Consider the following 25772-nt stretch of genomic DNA (forward strand, 5'->3'; position numbering starts at 1 on the left):
GGATTCAAAAGGACGATATTGACGAAGCCAATCAAGCTTTATATGGCCGAAGTTTTCAATATCCTCCCAGCCTTCAGAGCCAGACATAACGGCACTAATAGCGAGTAAAAGAATATCGAGTAAATTATGTTTCTTACATCGTTCAATACGAGGGTCTGAGATGGAATCGAAGTATTTCAAAAAAGTAGCGCTCATTATTATCACCAAATAGCGAATTGTTAGTATATGGTGATCAGATCGCTAGTTGGAGGAAAAGTTCAATTTATAATGATCTTGCCGTGACCCAACCTCCAGCTTATCAAATTATTTAATCCCCTATTGTATAAATTATTGACTAAAGAATTACTTAAGAATAGAAAATAGATGCCGATACAGTGATCACGTTGGACTGACAGGGGGTGCGAACCTGCTGCAGATTCAATTATCAGGGTTATTAATTCACGAGGTAAATTATGAGTCTAAGCAGTGTCGGCGGCGCTATGGGAGTTCAAGCTCAAGTAAATACGTTAGAGCAGGTGAATGTGAGTTTACTGAAAACTGCGAACAAGCAGGCGGAACAGCAGGTCTCACAGTTATTACAGTCTGTTACTCCGACAGCGCCTGTCTCTGACGAAAGTCGAGGGCAGCACGTAGATATTTACGTGTAATTCGTTTTGGATATAAAGTTATCTGACAGCTGTTTCCTGCGGCTGTCGGATTAGTTCTGGTGCATAACTGAATAATTTTTTCACCACCAAACAGCCCCAACCTCCAGTATATAAAAACTAAACTTCATCATCGACTGTGCATTAACTACAAACATTATTGATCAAGCAGCCGTATGGGAAAAGATGTCAAACCGAAAGGGGGTTAAGAGTCAATACTGTTAAAAGAGAGTAACGGCGATTGAGGAGATAATACTGCTGAAAGAGAGAAATGCCGGGTTATGTGTCAATCCTGTTAATATTACCCGGCGCACTTTGTTTAGCAGTGTTGCTGTGTGGCTTCGCGTGTTAAGCGTCCGATTTCCTGCCAGTCTCCTTCACAGATCATTTTTTTATCTACCATCCAGGTGCCGCCGCAGGCCACAACGCGATCCAGTGACAGATAGTCTTTTGCATTGTTCGGGTTAATGCCGCCGGTGGGCATAAATTCAACCTGTGTATATGGAGCAAGTAATGATTTGAGCATATTAATGCCGCCTGATGCTTCAGCCGGGAAGAACTTTAAAGTAGTCAGCCCCATTTCCAGAGCGGCTTCAACAGCAGAAGGGTTATTAACACCCGGAATAATATCAATGCCGATCTCCTGACAGGCACGTACTGTATTCGGGTTGAAACCCGGTGAAACAACAAATGTTGCCCCGGCATCTTTGGCCGCCTGTGCCTGTTGTCGATTTAATACTGTGCCCGCGCCGATCAGCATATCCGGCTGTGCTTGACGTAATAAGCGAATCGCCTCTACAGCCGCATCTGAACGGAAGGTAATTTCAGCTGCCGGAAGACCGTTTTCAACCAGTGCTCTGCCTAGCGGGATAATATCCTCTGCGTTATCAACTGCGATCACCGGGATAATTTTAATCTGTTTTAATTGTTGTGAAATTGAACTCATTGTGTGTTTTCCTTACCGATATTTTAATTGTAATTAATGTGCTTTGTGGCTGACTGCGGGATAATCGCGCCTTTATGCTGTATAACCACGGAGGCTAGCTGATGTCCTTGTAATGCGGACTCTAGCGGCGTTTTTCCGGACAGGTAACCAGCTAAGAAACCGGCGTTAAATGAATCTCCCGCAGAAGTGGTGTCAATAACATTTGTAACCGCTGTTGTTTCAACAAGCAGTGCGTCGCCGCCGAGAAGATTGTGGTAAATACAGCCTTCGGCTCCTTTCTTCAGCACCATTTCTTTAACACCGGCACTGCGTAGTCTGTCACTGATCTGTGCCGTTGAGCTGTCACCCCAAAGGGCCTGTTCATCATCATCCGTTACTAACGCAAGATCTGTGACTGCAAGGATCTGCTGGTAACACAAACGTGCCTGTTGAGCATCTTTCCACAGAGCAGGGCGGTAATTGGAATCAAAGGCTATTTTGACTCCCTGGGCGGCTAGTTTCTGCAGCAGTGCAGTCAGCTGCTGACGATCTTCATCGGGTAATATCGCTAAACTGATACCGCTGAGATAAATTAAGGCTGCACTCTGCAGCTGTTCCGTTACAGCTGAAAAGTCAGGATGACGGAGCAGATAACGTGCTGCCGATTGATTCCGCCAGTACATAAAGGTACGCTCACCCTGATCGTCCAGCTGAATCAGATATAAACCCGGCTGGCGTACGGCATCGCGAAGAACACACTCAGTATTAATACCTTCCTGCTGCCAGCGGCTGAGCATACCGTCGCTTACAGCATCTGTTCCTAGTGCGGATACATAATCAACAGTAATTGATTGACCAGCGGTGCGCGCCATATATACAGCGGTGTTTAAGCTGTCGCCGCCATATGACTGATCCATTTGTGCAAATGGTTTACCGTTGAGCTCGATCATGCATTCGCCGATAATTGCTGCACGTTTCATTTTAGCTCTCCGTGCTGGCGGAAGTAGGCTTTAGCATTATTGAAACAGATATCTTTAACCATTTTCCCAAGCAGGTTGATATCATTGGGGGCTTCGCCGTTTTCAACCCACTGTCCCATGATATTGCACAGAATGCGGCGGAAATACTCATGACGTGTATATGACAGAAAGCTGCGCGAATCAGTAAGCATGCCGACAAACTGACTGAGCAGGCCAAGCTGAGCTAACTGCTGCATCTGCCGTTCCATACCGTCTTTCTGATCGTTAAACCACCATCCAGAGCCGAACTGTACTTTTCCGGCAATACCGCCGCCCTGATAATTGCCGATCATTGTCGCCATCATTTCGTTATCACGAGGGTTGAGACAGTACAATATGGTTTTAGGCAGTTGATCAGTGCTGTCAAGTGCATCAAGCAATGATGCGAGCTGAAATGAAAAACTGCTGTCGCTGATCGAATCGAATCCCGCGTCTGCGCCAAGCAGTTTAAACATACGGGTACTGTTATTACGCTGCGCACCGATATGCAGCTGCATTACCCAGCCGCGCTGGGCATACTGCCTGCCGAGCCATACTTGAACTGCACTGGAAAATTGATCAATTTCAAGGCCGCTTAACTGCTCTCCCATTAGGCGTCGTGATAACAAACTGTCTAATACTTTTTCCGATGGAACAGGCGCATAGCGTACAACTTCAATACCGTGATCTGCGGCGCGGCAGCCGTGTGCACTGAAATGATCCAGGCGCTGCTGCAATGCGTTTATTAAATCACTAAAGGAGCTGATTTCGACATCTGCAGCCTCACCCAGCTGCTGCATATAGTCACAAAATCCGTCTAGTTCGATTTTAAAAGCACGATCAGGACGCCAGCTTGGCGCAACTTCGACACTACAGTTCGGGTCCTGCCTAATGCTTTTATGATACTCCAGAGAGTGTACGGGATCATCTGTTGTACCGGCCATTACCACATTCATCTGCTTCATAATTCCTCGGGCAGAAAACTCCGGTGCGGCTAATAAATCATTACATTCATGCCAGATACTGTCGGCAGTAGCTGGATTGAGCTGTTTATTGATAATGCTGAAAGGACGTCGTAGTTCTAGGTGAGTCCAATGGTAGAGAGGATTACCTATGGTCTGTGGTACTGTTTTTGCCCATGCCTGGAATTTTTCATAATCGGAACTTTGTTTCCCGGTGATGAATTCTTCTGAAATACCGGCTGAGCGCATCGCCCGCCATTTATAATGATCACCTTCAAGCCATATTTTACTGAGGTTTTCAAATTGACGGTTTTCAGCAACTTCTTGTGGATTAAGGTGGCAGTGGTAGTCGTAAATCGGCATATCTTTTGCGTATTCATGGTAAAGACGCTGTGCTGTAGTGGTTGCGAGAAGGAAGTCTTCGCATAGAAACTCTTTCATAATAGGCTCCGAAAATACACTGCTTTAACTTCTTTTTTGCATATTTTATGAATGATAAAGCAGTGCTGAAAATTATAGAGAAGCGACGGCGCTGCGTGCACCTTCGCTGATAAGCTGCTGATAAGCATTGCTTACCTGATCAACAAAACTTTCGTTTTTAATAAGATCATCAGCAAAAACAGCCTCTAAACCGAGCAGTGTTTTGACCGCGGAAACATGGATTCCGTGTTTATCATAGATTGCTTTAAACTGCTCCCGCATAGGATCGCGTACATCGATTTCCTGGTTTTGTTCATCACTGCCGCTGACGTAACGCATCCAGGCTGCAATGCCCAGTGCCAGCCACTTATAATCACTGCCGTTGGACAGATGAAAACGCAGCGAGCCTCCCATGCGCTGCGGCAGTTTCTGGCTCCCATCCATGGCAATCTGCCAGGTCTGGTGTTTCAGGCTCGGGTTAGTGAATCGTTCAATCAGCAGCTGTGCATAGCCTTCAATATCTGTCCCCTTAGGCATATTCAGTGTAGGAGCCTGCGCTTTGAGCATCATATCTAACGCAGCCTGACGGTAGTACTGGTTGGTCATTGTGTCAGATATATGTTTATAACCGCCTAAATACCCGAGGTAGGCTAGAAATGAATGACTGCCGTTAAGCATGCGCAGCTTCATCTCTTCAAAGGGCACAACGTCAGCCACAAATTCCGCACCAGCGCAGTTCCAGTCCGGTCGACCGTTAACAAAGTTATCTTCAATTACCCACTGCAGGAAAGGTTCACATGCGATACCACAGGGATCTTTTACACCCACTAACTGGGTAATTTCATCCAGTGTTTCTGTAGTAGCCGCCGGTACAATACGGTCAACCATGGTGCATGGGAATGTAACATTCTGCTCAATCCATACTGCTAATTCGGGGTCGACTAACTGTGCAAAATCCAAAACGGCAGCGCGGGCGACATGACCGTTTTCCTGAACATTATCACAAGACATAACGGTAAAAGGCGTCAGACCGCGGTCGCGGCGCAGGCGCAGTGCCTGAACAATATAACCGATAGCAGAGTTTGGTGATGCCGGGCTGGTTATATCCTGTTTGATCAAAGCATTGTTCGGGTCCAGACGGCCGCTGCTGGGATCTGCACAGTAGCCTTTTTCAGTAATCGTCATGGAAACAATAGCAACCTGAGGCTCTGACATTTTTTCTAATACTGCCTGCTGGCCGTCAAATGTCGGATGCAGTGATTCAACCACTGAAGCAATCATTTTAACCGTGGTTTGATTCGCCCCTTTTTCAGAAACGGTATATAAATGATCCTGTTCCCGAAGCTGGGTTATCAGCTGTTCACCGCCGAACAGGTTTATTTCACAAATGCCCCAGTCACTGTTAGTTTTATCAAGCATTTCATTAGTAATTAATGCCTGATGTGCACGGTGGAAAGCACCGAAACCTAAATGTACGATGCGGCTTTTCAATAATGAACGATTAAACTGAGGGCGGATAACCTGCGTGCTTATTGTTGTATTGGCAATATTATTAGACATTTTTGCTCCGTAATTTTCGCTGTAAGACTCTGGCGAAATAATCGTAATAGTTTGTGGTTAGCTTAAATAATGCTTATTAACACCTGTTGATAAGCATTTATTTTTAGGAACTGTTTTAATAACCGAGGACTAAGCCCGGCAGGAATAAACTTAATTCTGGAATAAAGGTAACAGCCGCCAGCGCCACAATAAGTGCCGCATAGAAAGGCAGCAGAGGCTTGATTACCTTGTCAATAGAGACCTTAGCAACTGAGCAGCCGATAAATAATGCACTGCCGACCGGCGGAGTACAGATGCCGATAGCCAGGTTAAAGGTCATCATTATGCCGAAATGAACCGGATCAATGCCCAGGTCTAATGCGATCGGCAGGAAAATTGGAGTAAAAATTAGAATGGCCGGGGTCATATCCATAAAGATTCCAACAATCAGCAGGATTACGTTAATAATAAGCAGTATGATTAACGGATTTTCGGAAACAGCCAGCAGGGCATCGGAAATAATATACGGGATATCACCATTAGCCATAGCCCATGACATACCCATAGAAGCACCGACCAGCAGCAGCACAATTGAAGTGGTGACCGCCGATTCTAAAATGATTGCCGGCAGGTCTTTAATTTTGACTTCGCGGTAGAACACCACAGCCAGTAAAAAGGTATATACAACCGCGATTGCTGACGCTTCAGTTGCGGTGAAGATACCACCGATTATACCGCCCATAATAATAAGAATAAGTGTTAAAGAGGGTAATGCTTTTAGTGTTGTATCCCATACTTCAGCCAGGCTTGGCTTTGCATCAAGCGGATAGCCGCGTCGTTTTGCGATAAAACCAGCTACACACATCAGGCTGAGGCCCATAATAATACCTGGAATATAACCCGCTAGAAAAAGCGCAGCGATTGATGTTCCGCCGGATACCAGTGAAAAAACAATCAGGGTATTACTTGGCGGAATTAACAAACCTGTTGGACAGGAGGTTATATTAACTGCAGCTGAGAAATTCTCGTCGTAGCCGTCTTTTTTCTGCAGCGGCGCCATGGTGCCGCCGACCGCAGCCGCCGAGGCTACTGCTGAACCCGAAATTGAACCGAACATCATATTCGCCATTACGTTTACGTGGGCAAGAGATCCGGGTAAACGCCCGCCTAATACTTTAGCAAAATTAATTAAACGGATGGCGATGCCGCCTTGATTCATGATATTACCCGCCAAAATAAAAAACGGGATGGCTAATAATGCAAAATTATCTAATCCGGCCGCCATGCGTTGTGCGACAACAGCAATTGCGGGATCTAAAGGCAGGCTTAATAAGATAGTTGCCAGTGACGATAAACCGATAGCAAACGATACCGGGATCCCTAAACAGAGAAGGACCGCAAAGCTGCCGAAAAGTGTGAGAATGATCTGCCATTCCATAATAGAATTCCTATATAAGAGTAATTATTGTTGTTGTGCCGCAAGGCTTTTAGGCTGAAAAAGCTGTTTAACTTTTTCTTGTGCAAAAACAAAAGAGTAAAAAGTCATCAGAACACCGCTGATCGGCAGGCATAGATAGATATAACCCATCTGCAAGCCTAATGCAGGTGTAACCTGGCCTGTTGCAAGCGTTTTCAGCGCCAGGTTAGTCCCGCCGTAAACTAAAACAATTAATGCAAAAGCAGCAATGGCCGCCTGGATAATTATCTCGTTGAAAATCTTTCTTTTTCCTTTGAGTTTCATTGTTAATAGGTCGATCGCTAAATGACGCCTCACGCCTGTTGTATATGCAGCACCGATCAGAGCCACCCACATAAATAGATAACGGGCTAATTCATCTGTTACCGTACTCGGTTTGCCAATGACATAGCGAGAGACCACCTGCCAGATAACACAGAAGACTAAGAAGGTAGAGAGCGAAACGGTGAAACCTGCTAACGCCCGGTTAATATAATCAACCATTTTATTCATGCTGTTTCCTTTAAGTATATGAGCGGCTGCCGCTGTTTCTATTGAGATGCAGTCCCTCTAAATTGGTGTGACGAGTATAAATAAACTTCGTCTAGTGTCATGTGAGCTAAATCACACAAACATTGGTCGGCCAATTTTACGGGTGAAACTGTGATAGAGGTCGACCAATTGTGTTTTTTGTTTTGACCAATGCCTATTGCAGCGGTAATAATCTACTCAGTTACAAGCACTCTTACAATTGGACAACCAAAGATGGGGAACAACAACATGAATATGCGTAAAAATGTTTTATCAGCAGTTATCGGCGCGACACTAACAGTCGGCTTTTCAGCATCTGCTTTTGCCGCTACAACTTTTAAGTTAAGTCATAACCACAATCGTGACCATGCGGTGCATAAGGCCATGACAGAAATGGCAAAAGAAGTGCGCGAACTGACTGATGGTGAAGTAAGAATACGTATATATCCTGATGCCCAGTTAGGAACACAGCGTGAATCAATGGAGTTAATGCAGAACGGTGCACTGGATATGGTAAAAACTAACGCGGCAGAACTGGAGGCCTTCTCTTCTGATTATTCCGCTTTTAACCTTCCGTATCTGTTTAGAGATCAGCAGCACTACTTTAATGTAAAAGAGGGCGCTGTTGGCGAGCAGATTCTAGCATCTTCACGTGACAGCGGTTTTATCGGTTTGACTTATTATGAGGCTGGCGCACGCAGTTTTTATACCTCTAAACCTATTATCAACCCGGAAGATCTCGCTGGTATGAAAATACGTGTGCAGCCGAGCCCGACAGCTATCAATATGGTTAAATCTTTGGGCGGAAGCCCGACACCGCTAGCATACGGTGAGCTATATACCGCCCTGCAGCAGGGGGTGGTCGATGCGGCTGAAAATAATATCCCGTCATTCAGTCTCAGTCGTCATAGTGAGGTCTCTAAATACTTTAGTTTAGATGAACATACTATGGTGCCGGACGTACTGGTTATTTCAACTAAATCTTATGATGCACTGTCCGCAGAACACCAGGCTGCACTTAAAACTGCTTCTATGAATTCTATGCAGTTGATGAAACAGTTATGGGATGAATCTGAGCAGGAAGAACGTGCTAAAGCTGAGAAAATGGGGGTGAAATTTGTAACGCCGAATAAAGCCGCTTTTGTTGAAGCAGTACAGCCGATGTACGCAGATCTTGCGAAATCAAATCCTGAACTGAATGCATTAGTTGAAGAGATTAAAGCGGTGAAATAATTAAGGCACTGTGCAGCGGCCGCTGCTTTACAGTTATCAGCTGCCGCAGAACAGTCAGCACAATTGAATTAATACAATGAAACAGAGTAACAGCATTATGATGCCATTTGAACCTAAACGTCCCTATCAAGAACTGGGGTTGATTTTACGTCAGCACTTAATCAACGGGGATTATAAGATTGGTGAGCGACTGCCGCCGGAGCGTAATATTGCTGAAGATCTCGATGTCGGCCGTACGGTTGTTCGCGAGGCAATAATTATGCTGGAATTAGAAAATCTGGTTGAAGTTCGCAAGGGATCGGGGGTTTACATTATTAATATACCGGATATCTCTCAAAGCCGGGAAATTATGATTAATGATGAAGCGGGGCCTTTTGAAATGCTCCAGGCAAGACAGCTGCTTGAAAGTAATATTGCGGAATTTGCGGCTATCCAGGTGATACCGGGTGATATTGCAAAATTACGCGCTGCACTGGATTTGGAGCGACAGGAGCTGGCTAGTGGTACAAGTGAATGTACGGGTGATAAACAGTTTCACTTATGTATAGCAGAGGCGACACAAAATTCCGTGCTGGTCGATATGCTTAAACACTCCTGGGATGCTCGTGAGAAAAGTCCGATGTGGCAGAAACTACATACACGCATTATTGATCAGGCTTATCGAGATGAGTGGTTTGATGATCATGTACAGATTCTTGCCGCCATGCAGCGTAAAGATCCGATCGGTGCGAAACATGCTATGTGGCAGCACTTGGAAAACGTAAAGCAGCGTCTTCTGGAGCTGTCTGATATTGATGATCCTAATTTCGACGGTTACCTGTTCAGCTCGAATCCGGTTGTGCATCTTGAGGCCGTTAGATAACGGTAAAGAGTGACAGCCACTAATGCAGTATTTTCTATCTGCAGTTTAAAAGCAGAGATAATGACCTGATAATTCGATAATTTTTATTGAAGGTCACAGTTTTAACTTAATAACCATAAAAACTATAACAGAGGAGATTGGCATGGAACAAACTTGGCGTTGGTACGGACCTAACGACCCCGTGTCTTTAAATGATATTCGTCAGGCTGGTGCTACCGGTATTGTGAATGCACTGCATGAAATCCCAAACGGTCAGGTGTGGAGTAAAGAGGCCATACTGGTGCGTAAAGAATTAATTGAAAGTAACGGGTTAACCTGGTCGGTTGTTGAAAGCGTTCCGGTACATGAGGAAATTAAAACACGTACTGGTAATTTTGAACAGTGGATTGAAAATTATCAGCAGACACTACGCAATTTAGCCGCATGCGGTATTGACACTGTTTGTTATAACTTTATGCCGGTACTGGACTGGACACGTACCGATCTTGAATTTGAAATGCCGGACGGATCAAGGGCATTGCGTTTTGATCATACTGCATTCGGCGCATTTGAGCTGCATATTCTTAAACGCCCCGGGGCTGAAAATGAATATTCACCGGAAGAGCAGGAGCAGGCAAAAATCTATTTTGATAATATGTCCGACAGTGAAATTACAAAGTTAACTGCAAATATTATTGCCGGTTTACCTGGTGCAGAAGAAGGTTATACTCTCGAGGAGTTTCAAGCCCAACTGGATCGATATTCGGGGATCTGCAAAAATACCTTACGTGAACATCTGGCCTTATTTCTGCAGTCTTTAATGCCGGTATGTGACAGTACGGGTTTAAAACTTGCAGTTCATCCGGACGATCCGCCGCGCCCAATACTCGGTTTACCACGAGTTGTTTCTACCATTGAAGATATAAACTGGTTAACCAAAGCAGTACCTAGTAAAAATAACGGCCTTACTATGTGCACGGGTTCATATGGGGTAAGAGGCGATAATGATCTAGTAGACATGATCAGACAGCATGGAGATCGTATCTATTTTACACATCTTCGTTCAACGCAGCGTGAAGAAAATCCGAAAAATTTTCATGAAGCATCCCATCTTCACGGAGATGTGGATATGTACAGTGTGGTAATGGAAATACTAAAAGAGGAGCAGCGCCGTGCAGGTGCAGGTGACAAACGTTTGATTCCGATGCGTCCGGATCACGGCCACCAGATGCTTGATGATCTAAATAAGAAAACTAATCCTGGTTATTCGGCAATCGGTCGTTTGAAAGGCTTAGCGGAAGTGCGGGGCCTGGAAGCAGCACTGCAGCGTGCTTTTTTCAGCGGCTGAACATAGCGTTAAAGTACGTGTTACTGCTGCTTGAATATAAATATAAAACCGAAGCTTATAGCTTCGGTTTTTGTGTATTAACAACCGCTGCTTTCTATCGACAGCTGGTACTGCCCGCCGGCTGCTGTGGCCTGTGCATATCGTACCCAGCAGTTCTGCGCTGTCTGCGAGTAGCCTCTGGGCATAAAGTATAGACCGTCATTACTAACGTTACGCCACATCCACTCATGTGCATCGCGATCATCGTAACCGGACTCACCAAATTCTGCTTCCAGCAGTTTAGACCAGGTTGTACTGAATTCTGCTTTAGGGTAGCCGTAAACACTTCTTATGGTGTCGCTGCCTATCTGAACATCCGTTTCACTGCTTTTTTCTAACCCTAGCAGGATGGTTTTTGAATAGGAGAGTATTACTGCAGTTGAGACGGCGCCTTTCATTCCCTGCAGTGTTGAAGTACGGGCATCACTGCTCAGACTGAGAAATTTAGGAGCCGCTGCCGCACTGAGTATGCCCAGAACGATAATGACGATTACCAGTTCAATAAGGGTAAATCCCGATTGTTTGTTCATGCCTGTTTCTATTTCCCTATAGACAGCAAGTGACAGTACTGCAGTTTAACAAAATGAGACTAAACAAAATAAATAAACGCTGATGTTTGTCCTAGTCGTGCATTAATTATTAATAAACGGTCTAACTTGTACCAGGGTCATATGACCGCTTAAATGCTGAATATCATCCGCTGTGCTTAACTGGTTTTTAAAACCGTAGCAGCGCCTTCCTGGTTTCATGCCGAATGCTACGTTAAAGCCTTGATTGACTGTAATGCCGATTAGATCACCGCTCTCAAGGTCAAATAACGGACCGCCGGAATTGCCTTTTAATGTTTTTATATTGGTGGTCATATAATAGGGATTACCCATCTTTTTTAAAAACCCATTGTGATTGGATTTTAAGGAAAGCCCTAATGGATGACCGACGGAAACAGCTGTGCGCCCTCTAAAAAACGGATCATAGTTGATGTTTAAAGGCAGGTAACCGACAACAGGTTTATTTAATTTTAACAATGCCAGATCTCGATAACCTGAGTAATCATGTATATCTGCCGGTAAAGGCGGCATACCGATTTTTTCGCGTTGTCTGTTTACTTCGCTGCGTTTAAAAGAGTAATTACTTTTAATCATGTTGAAGTTATGAAAAATGACTTTTTCAACTTTGTAGCCTGTCTTTAGCGCTAGATCTTGATCCTGCTGATAATTAAAAAACCAGGTTTGCTCTGTAATTGTCGCATCGACACAATGCCCGGCGGTGACTACAACATCGGGTTTGATTAAAACACCGCTGCATCGTCCAATTGCAATGTCTTTAATAAAAGGAAGATCCTCACAAATATGGCGCTCTGCATTGTTTTTATAAAAAATAGACAGGATTTTTTCTTCTAAAATGGTTTTCATTTTTATGTTGTGATCATCAACTAAAATGCCGGTGTTGGTGAGCATATGTTTAAATTTTGTGGTTTGTTCGCTGCTGTTATAGAAGTGAAAATCCGTACTATTATGCTCCTCAGCCGCAAGACAGGGAAACGAAAGCATCCAGATAAGTGTTATTTTCAAATAAAGTTCCATTTGAAAAGCATATAAGCGATCTGCTGAAAATGCGAATAGCATCTTTATTCTTATTGGTAAATAGAATATGCAGGTAAATGTGATGTGAGCAGGGTTATTTTGTTCGTAAGCAGGCAGGTCATTAAAAATATATAAAAGCATCCATATCTAATCTACATGGATGCTTTTAAAGATGTGAGTTTATCTAACCGTTTAATCTGGTAAACAGCTTTTAACTTTACTAGCCGGAATATTTGGCCATAAAATCATCTGTATCGTTAACCATATTCTTACTGCCGCAGAAAAATGGTATGCGTTGATGCAGCTCAGTAGGGGCTACTTCCATAATTCGATTATACCCGTCTGTGGCTCTGCCGCCGGCCTGTTCAATTAAAAAGGCCATCGGATTACATTCGTATAATAAGCGAAGTTTACCATTAGGCGCAGAGGCGGTAGAAGGGTAGATATAAATGCCGCCGGTTAATAAATTACGGTGGAAATCAGAAACCAGGGAACCGATATAACGTGATGTATAAGGTCGATTGCTTGCTGTATCAATCTCCTGACAGAATTTTAGGTATTTTTTTACCCCGTTTGGAAATTTCAGGTAGTTGCCTTCATTGATCGAATAGGTGCGTCCATCTTCAGGAATACGCATATTTTCGTGAGAAAGATAGAATACACCTAGTGACGGATCACAGGTAAAGCCGTGCACACCGTTACCTGTGGTATATACCAGCATGGTCGATGAGCCGTAGATTACATAACCGGCGGCAACCTGTTTAATACCCGGCTGCAGGAAATCTTCCAATACAGCCGGCTGGCCGGTAGGGCTGACACGTTTATAAATTGAAAAAATAGTACCAACGGAAACGTTTACATCAATATTCGAAGAACCGTCCAGCGGATCCATTAATACCACATATTTACTATTGACACCCCGTGTGCTGTCAAAAGAAACAAACTCGTCTTCCTCCTCCGATGCGACTCCACAAACTTCACCGCGTGCTTCTAGTGCAGCTTTGAACTTATCGTTAGCATACAAATCCATTTTCTGCTGTACTTCACCTTGTACGTTCTCAATACCGGTAGCCCCGATAATATCTACTAAACCGGCTTTATTGATTTCTCTATTCACTACTTTGGCGGCTAACCGGATGGCGCCGAGTAAAAGTGTTAATTCTCCCGTAGCTTCAGGAAAGTCGTGCTGCTTTTCGATGATGTATTCACCAAGTGTGATCATGTTTCTGCCCTTTATGATAATGGAGAGGTACGTTGAACGAAATTGTTAAATTCACTAATTGCTGCCGTAATGTTGGGCAGGTGTTATAGTCAAGTAAATATAACAGGGTTATCACCACAAAAATGTGAACCAGCTGGCAGCTGCGTGCACTATTTATAAAAATATATCTTGCAATATTAAGTATTTACTAACTCTGAAGTGTCATTGGGGCTGCGTTTCTAAAATAGGCCTGCCTGCGACGCCTATACTTAGCGGGAGCTTTATCAGTGCAGTTCTTATTTATAGTAAAGTTACTTTATGGGAGTGTTATTGGAACCCGTTGAAAGTGAGAAATGTTCTATTCTTTATACTGTATATTTTGTGTTTCGATTATTTCATGATGATGGTTGTATTATCTAATCATTGTTTACAAACAGTGTGCTCAACCGTAGGTGTTTATTGGTATTTTATGTTGTTATGCAGTAATGATTAATGAAAGGGCGATTTATGCGCTTAATCAGTCTTGTGTTTGTCCTGCTTATTTCAGTTTATGCGGGCAGTATATATAACGATATAGGTAAAGATTCCGGGGGAAATAAAGCAGCGATCACTATTGCTGTTTCCAAAACGCCGTTATCAGCGCCGTTTTATATCGCAGAGTCGCAGGGCTATTTTTCAGACAGTTGTGTCAATGTGGTCATTAATGATGTGATCGGCGGTAAAAAAAGTTTTGAACAAGTTGTAACCGGTGATGCAGACTTTGGCACTAGCTCCGATTCTGTGATTGTTTTCCAGGCCCTGCAGCGTCATGATTTTGTGACTTTAGCCAGTTTTGCGCAGTCTGATAATGATGTCAAACTGATCACCCGGATAAAAAATAATATTCATGAAAGTGCGGATCTGGCCGGCAGGCGTATTGGTCTGATCAGAGGAACTGCCTCTGAGTATCTATTGAGCACCTACCTGGCTCTTTCCGGGTTAACAATAAGGGATGTTATACTGAAGGCGCTTTCTGCCGAGCAACTGCCGCAGGCACTTGAGCAGAATAAGGTTGATCTGATTGTCCCCTGGGAGCCCTATGCATTTATGACTGTCGAATCACTCAACTCTGATGCGCGGACACTAAACACAAAAAATCTGCATACATTAATGTTCAATCTTATTTCTCGCCGGCTGGTTGATACTGAGAAAGTTGAACAGGCTGTCTGTGTTATGCAGGCACTAAATCATGCGGTCAATTATATTGCGGCTGAACCTGATAAATCCCGAAAAATAATAGTTGAACGGATCGGTACATACCAGAAATTTATTGACTGGGTATGGCCTGATTACATTTTCAAACTGAGTTTAAACCGTTCCCTATTGATGAGTCTTCAATCGCAGACTTTGTGGCTCCGTGATTCAGATAAGGTTGGAACTGCTGAATTACCTGATTACAGAATGTTACTGGATAATCGGGTACTTAAAAAAGTGAATCCAATGGCGGTAAAATTATGATATTGAATTGTGTTTTATCTGAGGGGAGCATATGGGACTAATACAGCGTTTATATCTATTCAGCCTTGCCTGTTTCGGCTTAATGACAACCGTTTTTTATATTATATTCTGGTCCTGGATAACATTAAGCACAGCTATCTCTCAAGTTGATTATACACAGCGTGTCGGAGAGGCGGTTGACCAGCTGCAGCTGAATATATTTAAGGATCATGTTTCATCACTTAAAGACAGCCCGGACGCCTGGTTGGCTGACCAGAAAGCGTTTACGCGAATTATCTCTTCTACACCGGCTTTAACGCCGCAGCAGCAGACACTGCACAATAGTATTGTTAGTCAGAACGGCAGTTTAATCATCCTGTTTAAACAGATAAAAAAAATAGCGGCTGAGGGAATGCACGGTAAAATAGTTGATCATCTCAATGCTCGTCTTCTGACACAGGTAGAGTTAATCCGGGAAGACTGCATGCAGCTGGCTTCCAGCACAGAATTAACCCTGCGCAATACGATTAGAGAGTTATTTTATCTGCTGATTGCGGTATTCGGTATAACAGTCTGCGGCTTGACCTGGGGAATTATCAATGTCACTCAAGTATTTAAGTCGTCAATTAAAGACCTTGAATATGGTATTGCTAATATTTCACAGGGTAATTATAAGCAGATTACACTTTCTCAACAAAGTACTGAGTTTAATAAATTTGCTGCAGAGTTTAACGCGATGAGTAAAAAACTGGCAGAAACAACGATCTCTCGAGATTATTTGCAAAAACTGGTACAGGACAGAACGGAAGCGCTGGTTACTATCTCTAACACTGATCAGTTAACCAATGTTGCTAACCGCCGTGCATTATTTGAAAGAGGGCGGGAAGAGTTTCTTCGCGCTCAGCGTCATCATTTTCAGCTTACATTATTAATGATTGATTGTGATTATTTTAAGAATATTAATGATAGCTACGGCCACCAAGTCGGAGATCAGGCCTTGCAGCATATTTGCGGCGTTTTTGAAAAAGTGATTCGCGATGTCGATTTTTTAGCTCGATATGGGGGAGAAGAGTTTGTAATTCTACTGCCGCACTGTGATGAAGAAGGAGGAGTAGAAAGTGCTAAACGTCTGCAGTCGATATTAAGCTCTCATCCCTTTGTAATGAACAACTTAACTCTGGATATGACTGTAAGCATAGGAATCTCGGTAAACTCGTCGAGATATGAGAGTTTTGATAGCTTACTTAATGGTGCTGACGAGGCGCTGTTTACAGCAAAAAACAATGGGCGGAACCGCTTTGAGATAGCAAAAAAAACGTTAAACCAGCGGGAAAACGTAGTAAATTTTAATAAAAAACCACGTTAAAACGTGGTTTTTTATTTTATTCACAATTACAGCGGCGCTGTTTATTCAGGCAGTACTGCATTGTGGTAGACATTCTGCACATCATCACAATCTTCTAACATGTCCATGAATTTTTCAAATTTTTCAATATGCTCAGGATCAATATCAGTATCAGTCTGCGGCACAAAGGTTACTTCTTCTACATCTAATTCAAGATCCGGATAGGTATCATGCAGTGCAGTTTTGGCTTTGTAGAATTCTGTATGAGGACAAAAAACCGTGATTTTACCATCTTCACTTTCAACGTCAGTGACATCAACGTCAGCCATCATGAGTTCTTCTAAAACTGCTTCGTCATCTTCGCCGTCAAAAACAAATACAGCCTGATGCTCAAACATATGCGCCACTGTGCCCGTTGAGCCGATTTTTGCACCTGTTTTCATAAAGCAGTTACGTACATCAGTCCAGGTACGCTTGTTATTATCTGTTAAACAGTCAACAATGACCGAGCAGCCGCCAGGGCCGAAACCTTCATAAGTTGCACGTTCGTAATCTTCACCGCCGCCGCCTTTGGCTTTTTCAATAGCGCGTTCAATAACGTGGGTCGGTACCTGGTCTTTTTTTGCACTTTCAATTAAACGACGTAATGAAAGATTACCGTCTGGATCGAACCCGCCATTTTTAGCCGATACGTAAATTTCTTTACCGTATTTTGAATAAACTTTAGTTTTTGCGCCTGCGGTTTTAGCCATAGACTCTTTACGGTTTTGATATGCTCTTCCCATCTGATCAGACTCTTTTTGTTAGTTGGTTAAAATTATTGGCAGCGATTTTACCTTGTTAGTGCGCTGTTACGCTAGTCTGACATCAATAAAAATTGAGCCAGGTAAATATTTGCTATGCTTATCTGAGTTAATCGATTGAAAATCAGTCAAAGGGAAGTTCATGCACAATAAGATTGCTGAAATATTTAAACAGCTGAACAGCATACTATTAGGAAAAGAGCCGCAGACTAAATTAGCCTTAGTGTGTTTATTAGCCGACGGGCATTTGTTAATTGAAGATTTACCCGGCATGGGGAAAACTACCCTGGCTTCGGCATTAGCGCAGACACTTGGACTTGATTACCGTCGGGTACAGTTTACCAGCGATATGCTGCCGGCGGATATTCTCGGCGTCTCGATATTTGACGCTGTCAGGCAGCAGTTTAATTTCCATCAGGGGCCGGTCTTCTGTCAGGTATTGCTTGCCGATGAGATTAACCGTGCCAGTCCTAAAACTCAAAGTGCATTATTAGAGGCAATGGAGGAGCGGCAGATTTCGATTGACAGTGACAGTTACCTGCTGCCGGTGCCGTTTTTTGTGATTGCAACTCAAAACCCGTTAGACCAGGCGGGTACTTTTCCACTGCCAGAGTCGCAGTTAGACCGCTTTATGATGCGCATTGCCTTAGGGTATCCGGATCAGGAAGCAGAATTAGCCATGCTTAAAGGAGAGACTTTCTCTAATAAAAAATTAAACTTAAATGCGCTGATTGATTTAGATACTTTGTTTGCTATGCAGAAGGCTGTAAGGGCGGTGCAGGCTGGGGATAATGTCTTACATTATCTGCTGCGTTTAATTAATGAGAGTCGTTATAGCGGCACCTATGCCAATCCGCTATCTCCCAGGTGCAGCAAGATATTACTGCAGGCTGCCAAAGCAATGGCATTTATAAATCAGCGCGATTATGTGATTCCAGAGGACATTCAAGCGGTATTCATTGCGGTGACCGATCATCGGTTAGTGGGTATTTCAAGTAATCATGGTGATAATGTACTTAGCCGTACCCTGCTTGACAGCGTGGATCCGTTAGCCTGATGCTAAGCAAAAGCTATTTTAAAAATTTAATCGAGGCCCGTTTTGATGTCTGGTTAAAAAGACGTTTACCGGCAGTTAAAACAATTACTCTCAATCGTGCTAATACATTTATTCTGCCTTCTAAAGCTGGTTTTTTGTATATTTTAACCGTTTTAATGTTGTTTTTACTGGGTACTAATTATCAGAATAATCTGATCCTGTTTGTCGTTTTTTTTCTCTGCAGCTTTATGCTTACCTGTCTGTTATTAAGTTATCAGAATCTAGCGAAACTCACACTCACTGCGAATCCTGTAAAAGCGCAGTTTGCTGGTCAGGACTGCTGCTGTTCATTACGCATATCTAAACAAAACGGCAGGGCGCAGCAGGTATATTATGAGTTTAAAAAGTCCAGTTCGCCCCTGCAGTCAATTCTAAGTGATGAAAGTGTCTCAATCTACGCATTATCAAAAAAGCGGGGCTGGTTTGAGCCGGGCAGGGTGACGGTCAGTTCACGTTTTCCTTTTGGATTATTTACTGTCTGGACATACATAGATTTCGGATTTAAATGTCTGATATATCCGCAGCCGTTAGAAAAAAAGGGTGTTGTGCATACCCTACCCGGTAAGCAAACAAACAGCGGGCTGCGCAGCACTGATAGTGGTTTTGAGGAATTTGCAATGCTTAAAACCTATCTGCCTGGAGAGTCTTTAAAATCTGTCGCCTGGAAACAAGTTGCACAGGGACGCGGTATGCTGAGTAAACAGTTTGAACAGTCACAGGGGGGCGATGTTATTTTAGATATTGATGATTATGCTTTTCTGGATTTAGAAACAAAACTCAGCGCACTTTGTTATCACGTGATTGAATTATACAAAAACAATGTGATTTTTGTATTAAAGCTTAACGACAAAATAATAACTGCAGAACATGGCCCAGCCGGTAGAGCTTCATGCTTACAGATGCTCGCGCTTTATGGAGCCGGGCGATGAAGGAGTTCCTTACCCGGCAGAGTTTAGTACTTATAAATCTCTCTTATATTGCGATTGGCGCTTCTTTATTTAATAATATTAATCCGATTCTGCTTATCTTTGGTCTTTTATGTGCAGCCTGGCGTATCGCCTTATTCTACGGACGAGTGCCGTTATTACCTAAATTGCTGTTAAACAGCGCTGCTTTACTGAGCACTTCTTTTATCATAGTGCTGGTTTATAAGCTGGGGGTATTTAGTGTAATGCAGCATCTGATTTTGTTAGGTTTTAGTCTTAAATTTTTAGAGCTGAAGTCCGAACGTGATGTACATTATTTTGTAAATACCGGTTTTATACTCGTTGCCTTGTTTTATATTTTTAACAGCAGTATTGTAACCTCACTGCTTGGCAGCTTGCTGATACTGTTATTATTATCCGTATTATTGAGTATTCATGCCCCGCATTCCCTTATTTCACAACAGAGCAAACTGCTGCTGAAAAGTGTGGTGATCAGCCTGCCCCTGGCCGTGGTACTTTTTATTGTTATTCCACGTTTACCTTCATTATGGAAAGTCCCTTTACAAAAACAAGCGACAACGGGCTTAAGTGACAGTGTAAGTCCGGGAGAAATTGCGCAGTTAAGCCGATCCAGTGAACTGGCCTTTCGTGCTTCATTCAGCGATTCTCCTGTAGAGGAAAGTGAACGTTACTGGCGAGTTATGATTTTAGATTCGTTTGACGGTAAAACATGGTCGCAGTCACTGCGCAAAAAAGAGGAAGAAAAAAATGTATTAAGGGGGGACGGCAGTCTTTATGATTTAAGAGGAAAGTTTAATAGTTATAATTTGATTCTTGAACCGCATTATAAAACCTGGATCCCGGCGCTTGACTATTCTTTGGTTTCTTCCAGCGCCGTTAATCTGTCGGATTATTCACTGCGAAGCAGGCAGCCGGTTTTTAAAAGAAAAGATTTTACTGCTGATTTATATCAGTCTATAAAATCCATACCAATAAATGCAGAGCGACGCCTGCAGTTAACAGCACTACCTAAGCAGGGAAATGAGAAAACCCGTTTATGGCTTGCTGAGCAGTTAAACCTGGGATTATCCAGGGAGCAGGTTCTTAAGCAGGTGCTTCGCGGCTTTTCTGAGCAGAATTATCGCTATACGCTGCAGCCTCCGGTGCTTGGTACAGACCAGATTGATGATTTCCTGTTTACCACTCAAGCCGGCTTCTGTGTTCACTATGCAAGTGCGTATATATATGCGGCGCGAAGTTTAGGTATTCCTGCCCGTATGGTTACCGGTTATCTTGGCGGCGAATGGCAGGCAGATTTAAACTTTCTGACTGTACGCCAGTATGATGCCCATGCATGGGCGGAAATATGGCTAGACGGCAGGTGGCAAAGGGTAGATCCTACCGCTTATGTTGCCCCAGAACGTGTTGAACGTGGATTAGAAGATGCGTTATCGGACAGCAGTGAGTTTTTAGCTGAGCAGTTTTTTTCACTACAAAAATGGCGTCATATTGGCTTGTTAAATGATTTGCGCCTGGGTTTAGCCAGGCTGGATTATTTATGGGCTGTGTGGGTTATTAATTATGACAATAAAAAACAGCTGCAGCTGTTAACATCCTGGTTTGCGCGCTACGCCTGGTTAAATATGCTCTATGGTATATTGATTATGATGTTGTGTGCGTTTCTGTTTGTGGTGCTGATCACTTTTAAACCCTGGCAGAAGAAAAAAACAGCCGCTGAAGATCGTCTTTATCTGCAGCTGCAGGTCTATTACGCAAAATTGGGGATAATACGTGCAAAAGGGCAGACTGTTAGTGACTATGCTGAAAAAATCAGGCGGGGTATTAATCGCCCTACACCATTATTTGACGACTTTGCCGTCAACTACAACCGTCTGAAATATCAGGCGGGTTTGTCTACTGAACAGCGTAATAAACTGCTGAAACAGCAACAGCTTATTTGTAAACAAATACGTTCAGGTAAGCATTAATCGGACGAGGAAACTGCTTTAAGGTAAAAAGGGCTCGGCGGACAGTTTATACTCTTTGATTTGAATCTTTGTCGGACCGTAACTGCGGGCGGATCGGAAAACGTCACGCCCGATCAGTACTGAAACATCATTATGCAGTTCTTTTGATGCAATAACTTTAGCCTGATCAAAATATTCCTGTAAAGCTGTCAAGTTGTCTTCCAGCTGCGCATTCAGTTCCAGCATGTGCTTTTCAGCCTGATCTTGGCTCAACAGCAGCTTATCGCTGATCTCCTGCTTTTTTTGACTATCCGGAAAAATTGCGATTTTACGCTGTGCATCTGCAATACTCTGCAGATTTTCCTGGGCCAACGTTATTTCAGTTTTGGTCTGCTTTTTAACTTCCATTAAATTTGGATATTCACCGATTAGATCCAGTGTTGTTCGAGTTCCAGCACTTGCGCCGAGTGTAACGGTGTTTACCCCTTTACTTGTGCATAATAAGCCGCCTAAAATTGTGCCTTTCATACCGCTGTCATCTTTGACGTTAATTTCTCCTTCGCAGATAACATTGCAGTGAAGCAGCTGATTTTTAATATTGAGCTCCTGACCAGCATGAATTTTTGAATACTGGCTAAGATTGGCCGCAACCGTTCCTTTGCAGTTTATATTACAGGAAAACTTATCACTTCCTGCTTCAATTTGATGACCCAGGATCCCTTTACTGACGATCAGATCACCTCCGCATGTGATATCAGCGGATTCGACAAAACCGGCAACAGTAATATCCCCGGATGCATTGACTTTCATACCGTCACAAATATCACCATTGATAATAACGCTGCCTTCGTAGTCAACATGGCCGTTACCAACATCTACATTATCTATGGTTAATACATCGTCAACCATCATGCCGTTACTGAGCACTTTTGGAATACCGGCAATGGATGCAATAAGCAGGTTGGGATCTGTTGATGAGATTTCAGTATTCTCACCAACCTCTAAAGAAAAGTTTTTACCTGGTGTGTATTTCACAGCTTCGCCGGTAACCGTTATACCTGAGCTGCCCTCGGTATAAGGAATTTTACGCATTAATTCACTGCCGGGTTTAACTGTAATTAATTCGCCTAGATTGCGCATATCGACGCGATCTTCGGATATTTTTTTAGGTCTTAACAGACGTTCCCTTGGTGTTTCTACTAAACGATCAAACTTTGCATCAGTACCATTTACCGGCTGCTTACCTTTGGCTATGGTTGCCTGGTAAACCGTCCCGGGTTTTGACTGCGCAGATTTATTGACCAGTAAATGTAATGTTTTTTCGCTGATACCTGTATTAATCTCTAATTCATCCATCTCCTGTTTTAACTGCTCCAGTGTGACTGATGAGCCTGCATAAGCGCAAACAATACGTGCTTTGGCCTGCATTTTTAAGGGATCAAAGGTGATGCTTAACTGTGCATCCAGCCGGTCCGCAATAGCAATTGATTCCAGCTCTGTACTGCGTTCTTTTTCACTTTCAAGGCGATCAAAGCTTTGCACTGCCTGTTTGATGCCGTCAGTATTTAATTTAAGGGTGGTATAATCAGACTGGTGGAAAATTTCAGTTAAACTGGCTTCATTAACTTCCTCCTGAACTGCAGTGATCAAGAGTAATAATTGCGATTTATCAGTAGATAAACGAAGCAGGTTGGGCGAAAGGGACTGTTTATTTTCCATGAAAAAATTCTTCTAATTACTAAGCCGCAGGAGTTCTGAATACTAAAACACCGCAGCATTCATGCTGTTAATATATCCCTATACGCTTTTTAAATTAATAATGAGATTATAAAAATAGAAGCTCAGTAACAATAATTGCAGAGCATCTGCGTGAAACAACGGACTCATCACAAAATAGATGAGCACCTGTTAATTATAGATCAAGCGATAAAATTCGTTATCTGCTTAATAATAACGCTGCAGATACTCATGCTTTGAGTTGTGTTTGATTCTACTGATTGTCTTATGAGCTACAGGATAACATTGAACAGCCTGCTTTATTACGTGCCCAGTCGGGACGTTTTTTGGCGTAATCCTGAAATTCCGGCTGCTCTTTATAGGGGGACTGCAGAATCAGCTGAAGTTGATGGATTTCGCTATAATCTCCCTGCTCAGCAAGTTCTATCGCCTGCTGGGCAAGATAGTTGCGTAAAACAAACTTTGGATTAACCTGGTTCATCGCCTGTGCACGCTGCCTCTGTGTCAAACCATCATAATTTAGACGGGCAAGATAACGTTTAAACCAGGATGTGAAATCTTGTAAATAACTTTGCTCAAGATCATGAGCATTATAAAAACACGGGGCTAATAGCGTCAGCCACTGTTGATGTGAGTCTGTATCTAAGTCGTTTGGAAGTGTTGCCAGCAGACGATAAAATATGGTCATATCTGTTTCGACTGTACTTAATAGTTTTTCTAAAGATTGGAACAGGTACAGATCAGTTTGGCCCTGGTAGTCTTTAAAGCCCAGTTTTGAAGCCATCATAGTACACCAGCTGTTTTGATAATTAAGCGCAAAATCACTCATGACTGCCTGCAGCGGCTCTGCTTCGCCGATTAACGGAAATATGGCATTAGCCAGTTGAAACAGATTCCATTGTCCTATCTCTGCCTGGCCGCCGAAACGATAGCGCTTTTCATGTGCATCGGTAGTATTCGGCGTCCAGTTGAGATCAAAATCATCAACCCAGCCGTAAGGGCCGTAATCAATCGTTTCGCCAAGTATGGACATATTATCGGTGTTCATAACCCCATGAACAAAACCGACACGCATCCAGTGCACTATCATTGCGCAAGTTTTCTGAGAAATTTCGCTAAACCAGGCGAGATAGATCTCTTTACTGAACTCACTGCTGCCCGATAATAAATGTGCAAAATCGGACTTAATACTGTGCTTTACTAGTTTAATTAAAAGTACTTCTTCACCCCGAGATGCCGGCAGCTGGAAACTGCCGAAACGTAAAAATGAACTAGAAACACGGCAGACAACAGCACAGGGTTCAATTGCCGCATTACCGTCATACATTTTATCACGCACAACTTCTTCGCCGCTTAAACATAAACTTAATGCCCGTGTGGTTGGAATGCCTAAGTGAAACATCGCTTCAGAGCATAAAAATTCGCGAATTGATGATCGCAATACTGCCATGCCGTCAGCTCTGCGGGAGTAGGGGGTTTTGCCTGCGCCTTTGAGCTGCAGCGTCTGGTGACCTAAACCTGCAGTAGTCAGTTCGCCAAGGTTAATCGCCCGCCCGTCACCAAGCTGTCCAGCCCATTGGCCGAACTGATGTCCACCGTAACACTGCGCGTAGCTCTTCATGCCGGGTAATAACTGGTTGCCGGTCATTACCCGAGTGAATTCAGCGTCTTTAATATCATGCTCGGAAAAACCTAACTGCTTTGCAAACAAGGGGGTCACTGCAATTAAAGTCGGATTTGAAGTTTTTGCCGCGTTAACAAAGGAGTAGGCTGCATTTTCAACACTTCTGCAGTAATTTTCTGTTTCTGAATCTGCAGGTAAATGATTAATAAAGCGGTTGTCAAAGGTGAGGTTATTCATTGCGGTCATTTCTTTTATAAGATGAGATATAAATAGTATACTGTTTTACTGGGGTATTTGCACAGTATAGCTGAATGAGCGGGATTTCTAGGCTAGAGCTGCTAATCCCGCCGCTGAATAATATGTGGTTGCAGGGTTATTTCTCTGCTGCTACTACAGATATTTCTACTAATAATACATCTCGAGCCATGCTTGCTTCAACACATGCACGAGCAGGAGCAAAACCTTCCGGTACCCAGGCATCCCAGACTGCATTCATCGGCGCAAAATGCTCGGCCATATCTTTAACATAGATAGTCGCAGATAAAATGTGTTGACGGTCACTGCCCGCTTCAATCAGCAGCTGGTCTACTTTATCCAGCATTGTTTGTGTCTGTTCAGTAATATCTTTAGATGCATCGGCACATACCTGTCCGCACAGGTAAATGGTACCGTTATGTTTTACAATACGGCTCATGCGCTGTTTAGTTTGTTGTCTTTCAATCATTAGTTTTCTCATAATTAAGTGAATAGGGATCAGTGTACACGGCTAGCGCATTTTAATCCCTGATTCTAAAAGGGCTGAGCGATAGCCATCATCTAGTGCTGCCATCTTTTTTTTTGCAGCTATACTCGCCGACTTTGTCTTATCTTGTTTAAATAAGCCCATCGCTATTTTTCTCATTACATTAAAAGCAAGTGGACCTCGGCCTTTACGAATCCTTGATTCATCTTCTCTAAAAGTCATATCTAGCATCCAGTGCATACTCTCAACCTGCCAATGATTACGGACTGCATGTAGACTTTGTTCTGCGTTTAAGTTCAGTGAACTAATGTACCAACGGGTTTCTGTGGTCTCTTT

At 43.2% G+C, this 25772-nt stretch carries 24 protein-coding genes; 9 read left to right on the plus strand and 15 right to left on the minus strand.

Annotation, left to right across the window (positions count from 1 at the left end):
* A partial coding sequence (locus tag G327_RS0121720) for a transposase family protein (RefSeq protein ID WP_019616912.1) occupies positions 1-195 on the minus strand: 195 nt, incomplete at its 3' end.
* A gap of 257 nt (positions 196-452) precedes the next feature.
* Between G327_RS0121720 and G327_RS0121725 the strand changes: the two genes are divergently transcribed.
* Positions 453-647 (plus strand): putative motility protein, encoded by a 195-nt coding sequence (locus tag G327_RS0121725; RefSeq protein WP_019616913.1) that lies wholly within the window; start codon positions 453-455, stop codon positions 645-647.
* 316 nt (positions 648-963) lie between these two features.
* On the opposite strand, the gene G327_RS0121730 is transcribed toward G327_RS0121725, so the two are convergent.
* The 6 genes from G327_RS0121730 to G327_RS0121755 form a co-directional block, all read right to left on the minus strand.
* Entirely contained in the window at positions 964-1590 is a 627-nt protein-coding gene (locus G327_RS0121730; protein ID WP_019616914.1) for a bifunctional 4-hydroxy-2-oxoglutarate aldolase/2-dehydro-3-deoxy-phosphogluconate aldolase, read from the minus strand.
* Between the two features lie 23 nt (positions 1591-1613).
* Positions 1614-2549, minus strand: coding sequence for a sugar kinase (locus G327_RS0121735; protein ID WP_019616915.1), 936 nt, complete (start codon positions 2547-2549; stop codon positions 1614-1616).
* On the minus strand, positions 2546-3970 hold the full coding sequence (uxaC, locus tag G327_RS0121740; RefSeq protein WP_019616916.1) for a glucuronate isomerase: 1425 nt from the start codon (positions 3968-3970) through the stop codon (positions 2546-2548). Before uxaC ends, G327_RS0121735 begins: the two co-directional genes overlap by 4 nt.
* A gap of 72 nt (positions 3971-4042) precedes the next feature.
* Positions 4043-5509 (minus strand): fructuronate reductase, encoded by a 1467-nt coding sequence (locus G327_RS0121745; RefSeq protein ID WP_019616917.1) that lies wholly within the window; start codon positions 5507-5509, stop codon positions 4043-4045.
* 115 nt (positions 5510-5624) lie between these two features.
* A complete protein-coding gene (locus G327_RS0121750; RefSeq protein WP_019616918.1) occupies positions 5625-6926 on the minus strand; it encodes a TRAP transporter large permease in 1302 nt (433 codons plus the stop codon).
* Positions 6927-6950: 24 nt separating this feature from the next.
* A complete protein-coding gene (locus tag G327_RS0121755; RefSeq protein ID WP_019616919.1) occupies positions 6951-7457 on the minus strand; it encodes a TRAP transporter small permease in 507 nt (168 codons plus the stop codon).
* A 267-nt stretch (positions 7458-7724) separates the two neighbouring features.
* Between G327_RS0121755 and G327_RS0121760 the strand changes: the two genes are divergently transcribed.
* The 3 genes from G327_RS0121760 (at position 7725) to uxuA (ending at position 10897) form a co-directional block, all read left to right on the plus strand.
* A complete protein-coding gene (locus G327_RS0121760; RefSeq protein ID WP_019616920.1) occupies positions 7725-8708 on the plus strand; it encodes a TRAP transporter substrate-binding protein in 984 nt (327 codons plus the stop codon).
* Between the two features lie 97 nt (positions 8709-8805).
* Entirely contained in the window at positions 8806-9570 is a 765-nt protein-coding gene (locus tag G327_RS0121765; protein WP_211217263.1) for an FCD domain-containing protein, read from the plus strand.
* A gap of 142 nt (positions 9571-9712) precedes the next feature.
* Positions 9713-10897 (plus strand): mannonate dehydratase, encoded by a 1185-nt coding sequence (gene uxuA, locus G327_RS0121770; protein WP_019616922.1) that lies wholly within the window; start codon positions 9713-9715, stop codon positions 10895-10897.
* Between the two features lie 77 nt (positions 10898-10974).
* Here the strand turns inward: uxuA and G327_RS27580 are convergent, their stop codons facing one another.
* The 3 genes from G327_RS27580 to fbp all read right to left on the minus strand — a co-directional run bounded on the left by G327_RS27580 (position 10975) and on the right by fbp (position 13741).
* Complete coding sequence (locus tag G327_RS27580; protein WP_019616923.1) at positions 10975-11466, minus strand: type II secretion system protein; 492 nt, start codon at positions 11464-11466, stop codon at positions 10975-10977.
* 102 nt (positions 11467-11568) lie between these two features.
* On the minus strand, positions 11569-12507 hold the full coding sequence (locus tag G327_RS0121780) for a trypsin-like serine peptidase (protein WP_169337257.1): 939 nt from the start codon (positions 12505-12507) through the stop codon (positions 11569-11571).
* Positions 12508-12739: 232 nt separating this feature from the next.
* Positions 12740-13741, minus strand: a complete 1002-nt coding sequence (fbp, locus tag G327_RS0121785) for a class 1 fructose-bisphosphatase (protein ID WP_019616925.1) — start codon at positions 13739-13741, stop codon at positions 12740-12742.
* Between the two features lie 486 nt (positions 13742-14227).
* On the opposite strand from fbp, the gene G327_RS0121790 reads away from it, so the two are divergent.
* Both G327_RS0121790 and G327_RS26310 read left to right on the plus strand, forming a co-directional pair.
* Positions 14228-15217, plus strand: coding sequence for an ABC transporter substrate-binding protein (locus G327_RS0121790; protein ID WP_019616926.1), 990 nt, complete (start codon positions 14228-14230; stop codon positions 15215-15217).
* A gap of 31 nt (positions 15218-15248) precedes the next feature.
* Positions 15249-16562, plus strand: coding sequence for a diguanylate cyclase (locus tag G327_RS26310; protein ID WP_019616927.1), 1314 nt, complete (start codon positions 15249-15251; stop codon positions 16560-16562).
* 41 nt (positions 16563-16603) lie between these two features.
* Here G327_RS26310 and G327_RS0121800 read toward each other — a convergent pair whose 3' ends face one another.
* The gene (locus G327_RS0121800; RefSeq protein ID WP_019616928.1) at positions 16604-17326 is read right to left on the minus strand and encodes a YebC/PmpR family DNA-binding transcriptional regulator; all 723 of its coding nucleotides are present in this window, start codon (positions 17324-17326) and stop codon (positions 16604-16606) included.
* Positions 17327-17486: 160 nt separating this feature from the next.
* Between G327_RS0121800 and G327_RS0121805 the strand changes: the two genes are divergently transcribed.
* From G327_RS0121805 to G327_RS0121815, 3 genes are read left to right on the plus strand one after another with little or no spacing between them, the layout of a single operon-like run.
* Positions 17487-18401 (plus strand): AAA family ATPase, encoded by a 915-nt coding sequence (locus tag G327_RS0121805; RefSeq protein WP_019616929.1) that lies wholly within the window; start codon positions 17487-17489, stop codon positions 18399-18401.
* Positions 18401-19369, plus strand: coding sequence for a DUF58 domain-containing protein (locus G327_RS0121810; protein WP_019616930.1), 969 nt, complete (start codon positions 18401-18403; stop codon positions 19367-19369). The genes G327_RS0121805 and G327_RS0121810 overlap by 1 nt, the downstream gene beginning before the upstream one ends.
* Complete coding sequence (locus tag G327_RS0121815) at positions 19330-21354, plus strand: transglutaminase TgpA family protein (RefSeq protein WP_245542725.1); 2025 nt, start codon at positions 19330-19332, stop codon at positions 21352-21354. Before G327_RS0121810 ends, G327_RS0121815 begins: the two co-directional genes overlap by 40 nt.
* 18 nt (positions 21355-21372) lie before the next feature.
* Here G327_RS0121815 and G327_RS0121820 read toward each other — a convergent pair whose 3' ends face one another.
* The 4 genes from G327_RS0121820 to G327_RS25400 form a co-directional block, all read right to left on the minus strand.
* Positions 21373-23052 (minus strand): flagellar assembly protein A, encoded by a 1680-nt coding sequence (locus G327_RS0121820; protein WP_019616932.1) that lies wholly within the window; start codon positions 23050-23052, stop codon positions 21373-21375.
* 283 nt (positions 23053-23335) lie between these two features.
* On the minus strand, positions 23336-24931 hold the full coding sequence (locus G327_RS0121825) for a protein adenylyltransferase SelO (RefSeq protein WP_019616933.1): 1596 nt from the start codon (positions 24929-24931) through the stop codon (positions 23336-23338).
* A 136-nt stretch (positions 24932-25067) separates the two neighbouring features.
* Positions 25068-25418 (minus strand): RidA family protein, encoded by a 351-nt coding sequence (locus tag G327_RS0121830; protein WP_019616934.1) that lies wholly within the window; start codon positions 25416-25418, stop codon positions 25068-25070.
* Between the two features lie 42 nt (positions 25419-25460).
* Positions 25461-25772, minus strand: a 312-nt coding sequence (locus tag G327_RS25400; protein ID WP_019616935.1) for an ISAs1 family transposase, incomplete at its 5' end; no start/stop codon positions are given.

The sequence above is a fragment of the Psychromonas ossibalaenae ATCC BAA-1528 genome, assembly GCF_000381745.1.
GTDB classification, from domain to species: Bacteria; Pseudomonadota; Gammaproteobacteria; order Enterobacterales; family Psychromonadaceae; genus Psychromonas; species Psychromonas ossibalaenae.

What these genes read in the sequence shown, in the direction of transcription:
- G327_RS0121725 (WP_019616913.1), top strand. Translation starts at nt 453, where the DNA reads ATGAGTCTAAGCAGTGTCGGCGGCGCTATGGGAGTTCAAGCTCAAGTA.
- G327_RS0121730 (WP_019616914.1), bottom strand. Translation starts at nt 1,590, where the DNA reads ATGAGTTCAATTTCACAACAATTAAAACAGATTAAAATTATCCCGGTG.
- G327_RS0121735 (WP_019616915.1), bottom strand. Translation starts at nt 2,549, where the DNA reads ATGAAACGTGCAGCAATTATCGGCGAATGCATGATCGAGCTCAACGGT.
- uxaC (WP_019616916.1), bottom strand. Translation starts at nt 3,970, where the DNA reads ATGAAAGAGTTTCTATGCGAAGACTTCCTTCTCGCAACCACTACAGCA.
- G327_RS0121745 (WP_019616917.1), bottom strand. Translation starts at nt 5,509, where the DNA reads ATGTCTAATAATATTGCCAATACAACAATAAGCACGCAGGTTATCCGC.
- G327_RS0121750 (WP_019616918.1), bottom strand. Translation starts at nt 6,926, where the DNA reads ATGGAATGGCAGATCATTCTCACACTTTTCGGCAGCTTTGCGGTCCTT.
- G327_RS0121755 (WP_019616919.1), bottom strand. Translation starts at nt 7,457, where the DNA reads ATGAATAAAATGGTTGATTATATTAACCGGGCGTTAGCAGGTTTCACC.
- G327_RS0121760 (WP_019616920.1), top strand. Translation starts at nt 7,725, where the DNA reads ATGAATATGCGTAAAAATGTTTTATCAGCAGTTATCGGCGCGACACTA.
- G327_RS0121765 (WP_211217263.1), top strand. Translation starts at nt 8,806, where the DNA reads ATGATGCCATTTGAACCTAAACGTCCCTATCAAGAACTGGGGTTGATT.
- uxuA (WP_019616922.1), top strand. Translation starts at nt 9,713, where the DNA reads ATGGAACAAACTTGGCGTTGGTACGGACCTAACGACCCCGTGTCTTTA.
- G327_RS27580 (WP_019616923.1), bottom strand. Translation starts at nt 11,466, where the DNA reads ATGAACAAACAATCGGGATTTACCCTTATTGAACTGGTAATCGTCATT.
- fbp (WP_019616925.1), bottom strand. Translation starts at nt 13,741, where the DNA reads ATGATCACACTTGGTGAATACATCATCGAAAAGCAGCACGACTTTCCT.
- G327_RS0121790 (WP_019616926.1), top strand. Translation starts at nt 14,228, where the DNA reads ATGCGCTTAATCAGTCTTGTGTTTGTCCTGCTTATTTCAGTTTATGCG.
- G327_RS26310 (WP_019616927.1), top strand. Translation starts at nt 15,249, where the DNA reads ATGGGACTAATACAGCGTTTATATCTATTCAGCCTTGCCTGTTTCGGC.
- G327_RS0121800 (WP_019616928.1), bottom strand. Translation starts at nt 17,326, where the DNA reads ATGGGAAGAGCATATCAAAACCGTAAAGAGTCTATGGCTAAAACCGCA.
- G327_RS0121805 (WP_019616929.1), top strand. Translation starts at nt 17,487, where the DNA reads ATGCACAATAAGATTGCTGAAATATTTAAACAGCTGAACAGCATACTA.
- G327_RS0121810 (WP_019616930.1), top strand. Translation starts at nt 18,401, where the DNA reads ATGCTAAGCAAAAGCTATTTTAAAAATTTAATCGAGGCCCGTTTTGAT.
- G327_RS0121815 (WP_245542725.1), top strand. Translation starts at nt 19,330, where the DNA reads ATGCTTACAGATGCTCGCGCTTTATGGAGCCGGGCGATGAAGGAGTTC.
- G327_RS0121820 (WP_019616932.1), bottom strand. Translation starts at nt 23,052, where the DNA reads ATGGAAAATAAACAGTCCCTTTCGCCCAACCTGCTTCGTTTATCTACT.
- G327_RS0121825 (WP_019616933.1), bottom strand. Translation starts at nt 24,931, where the DNA reads ATGAATAACCTCACCTTTGACAACCGCTTTATTAATCATTTACCTGCA.
- G327_RS0121830 (WP_019616934.1), bottom strand. Translation starts at nt 25,418, where the DNA reads ATGATTGAAAGACAACAAACTAAACAGCGCATGAGCCGTATTGTAAAA.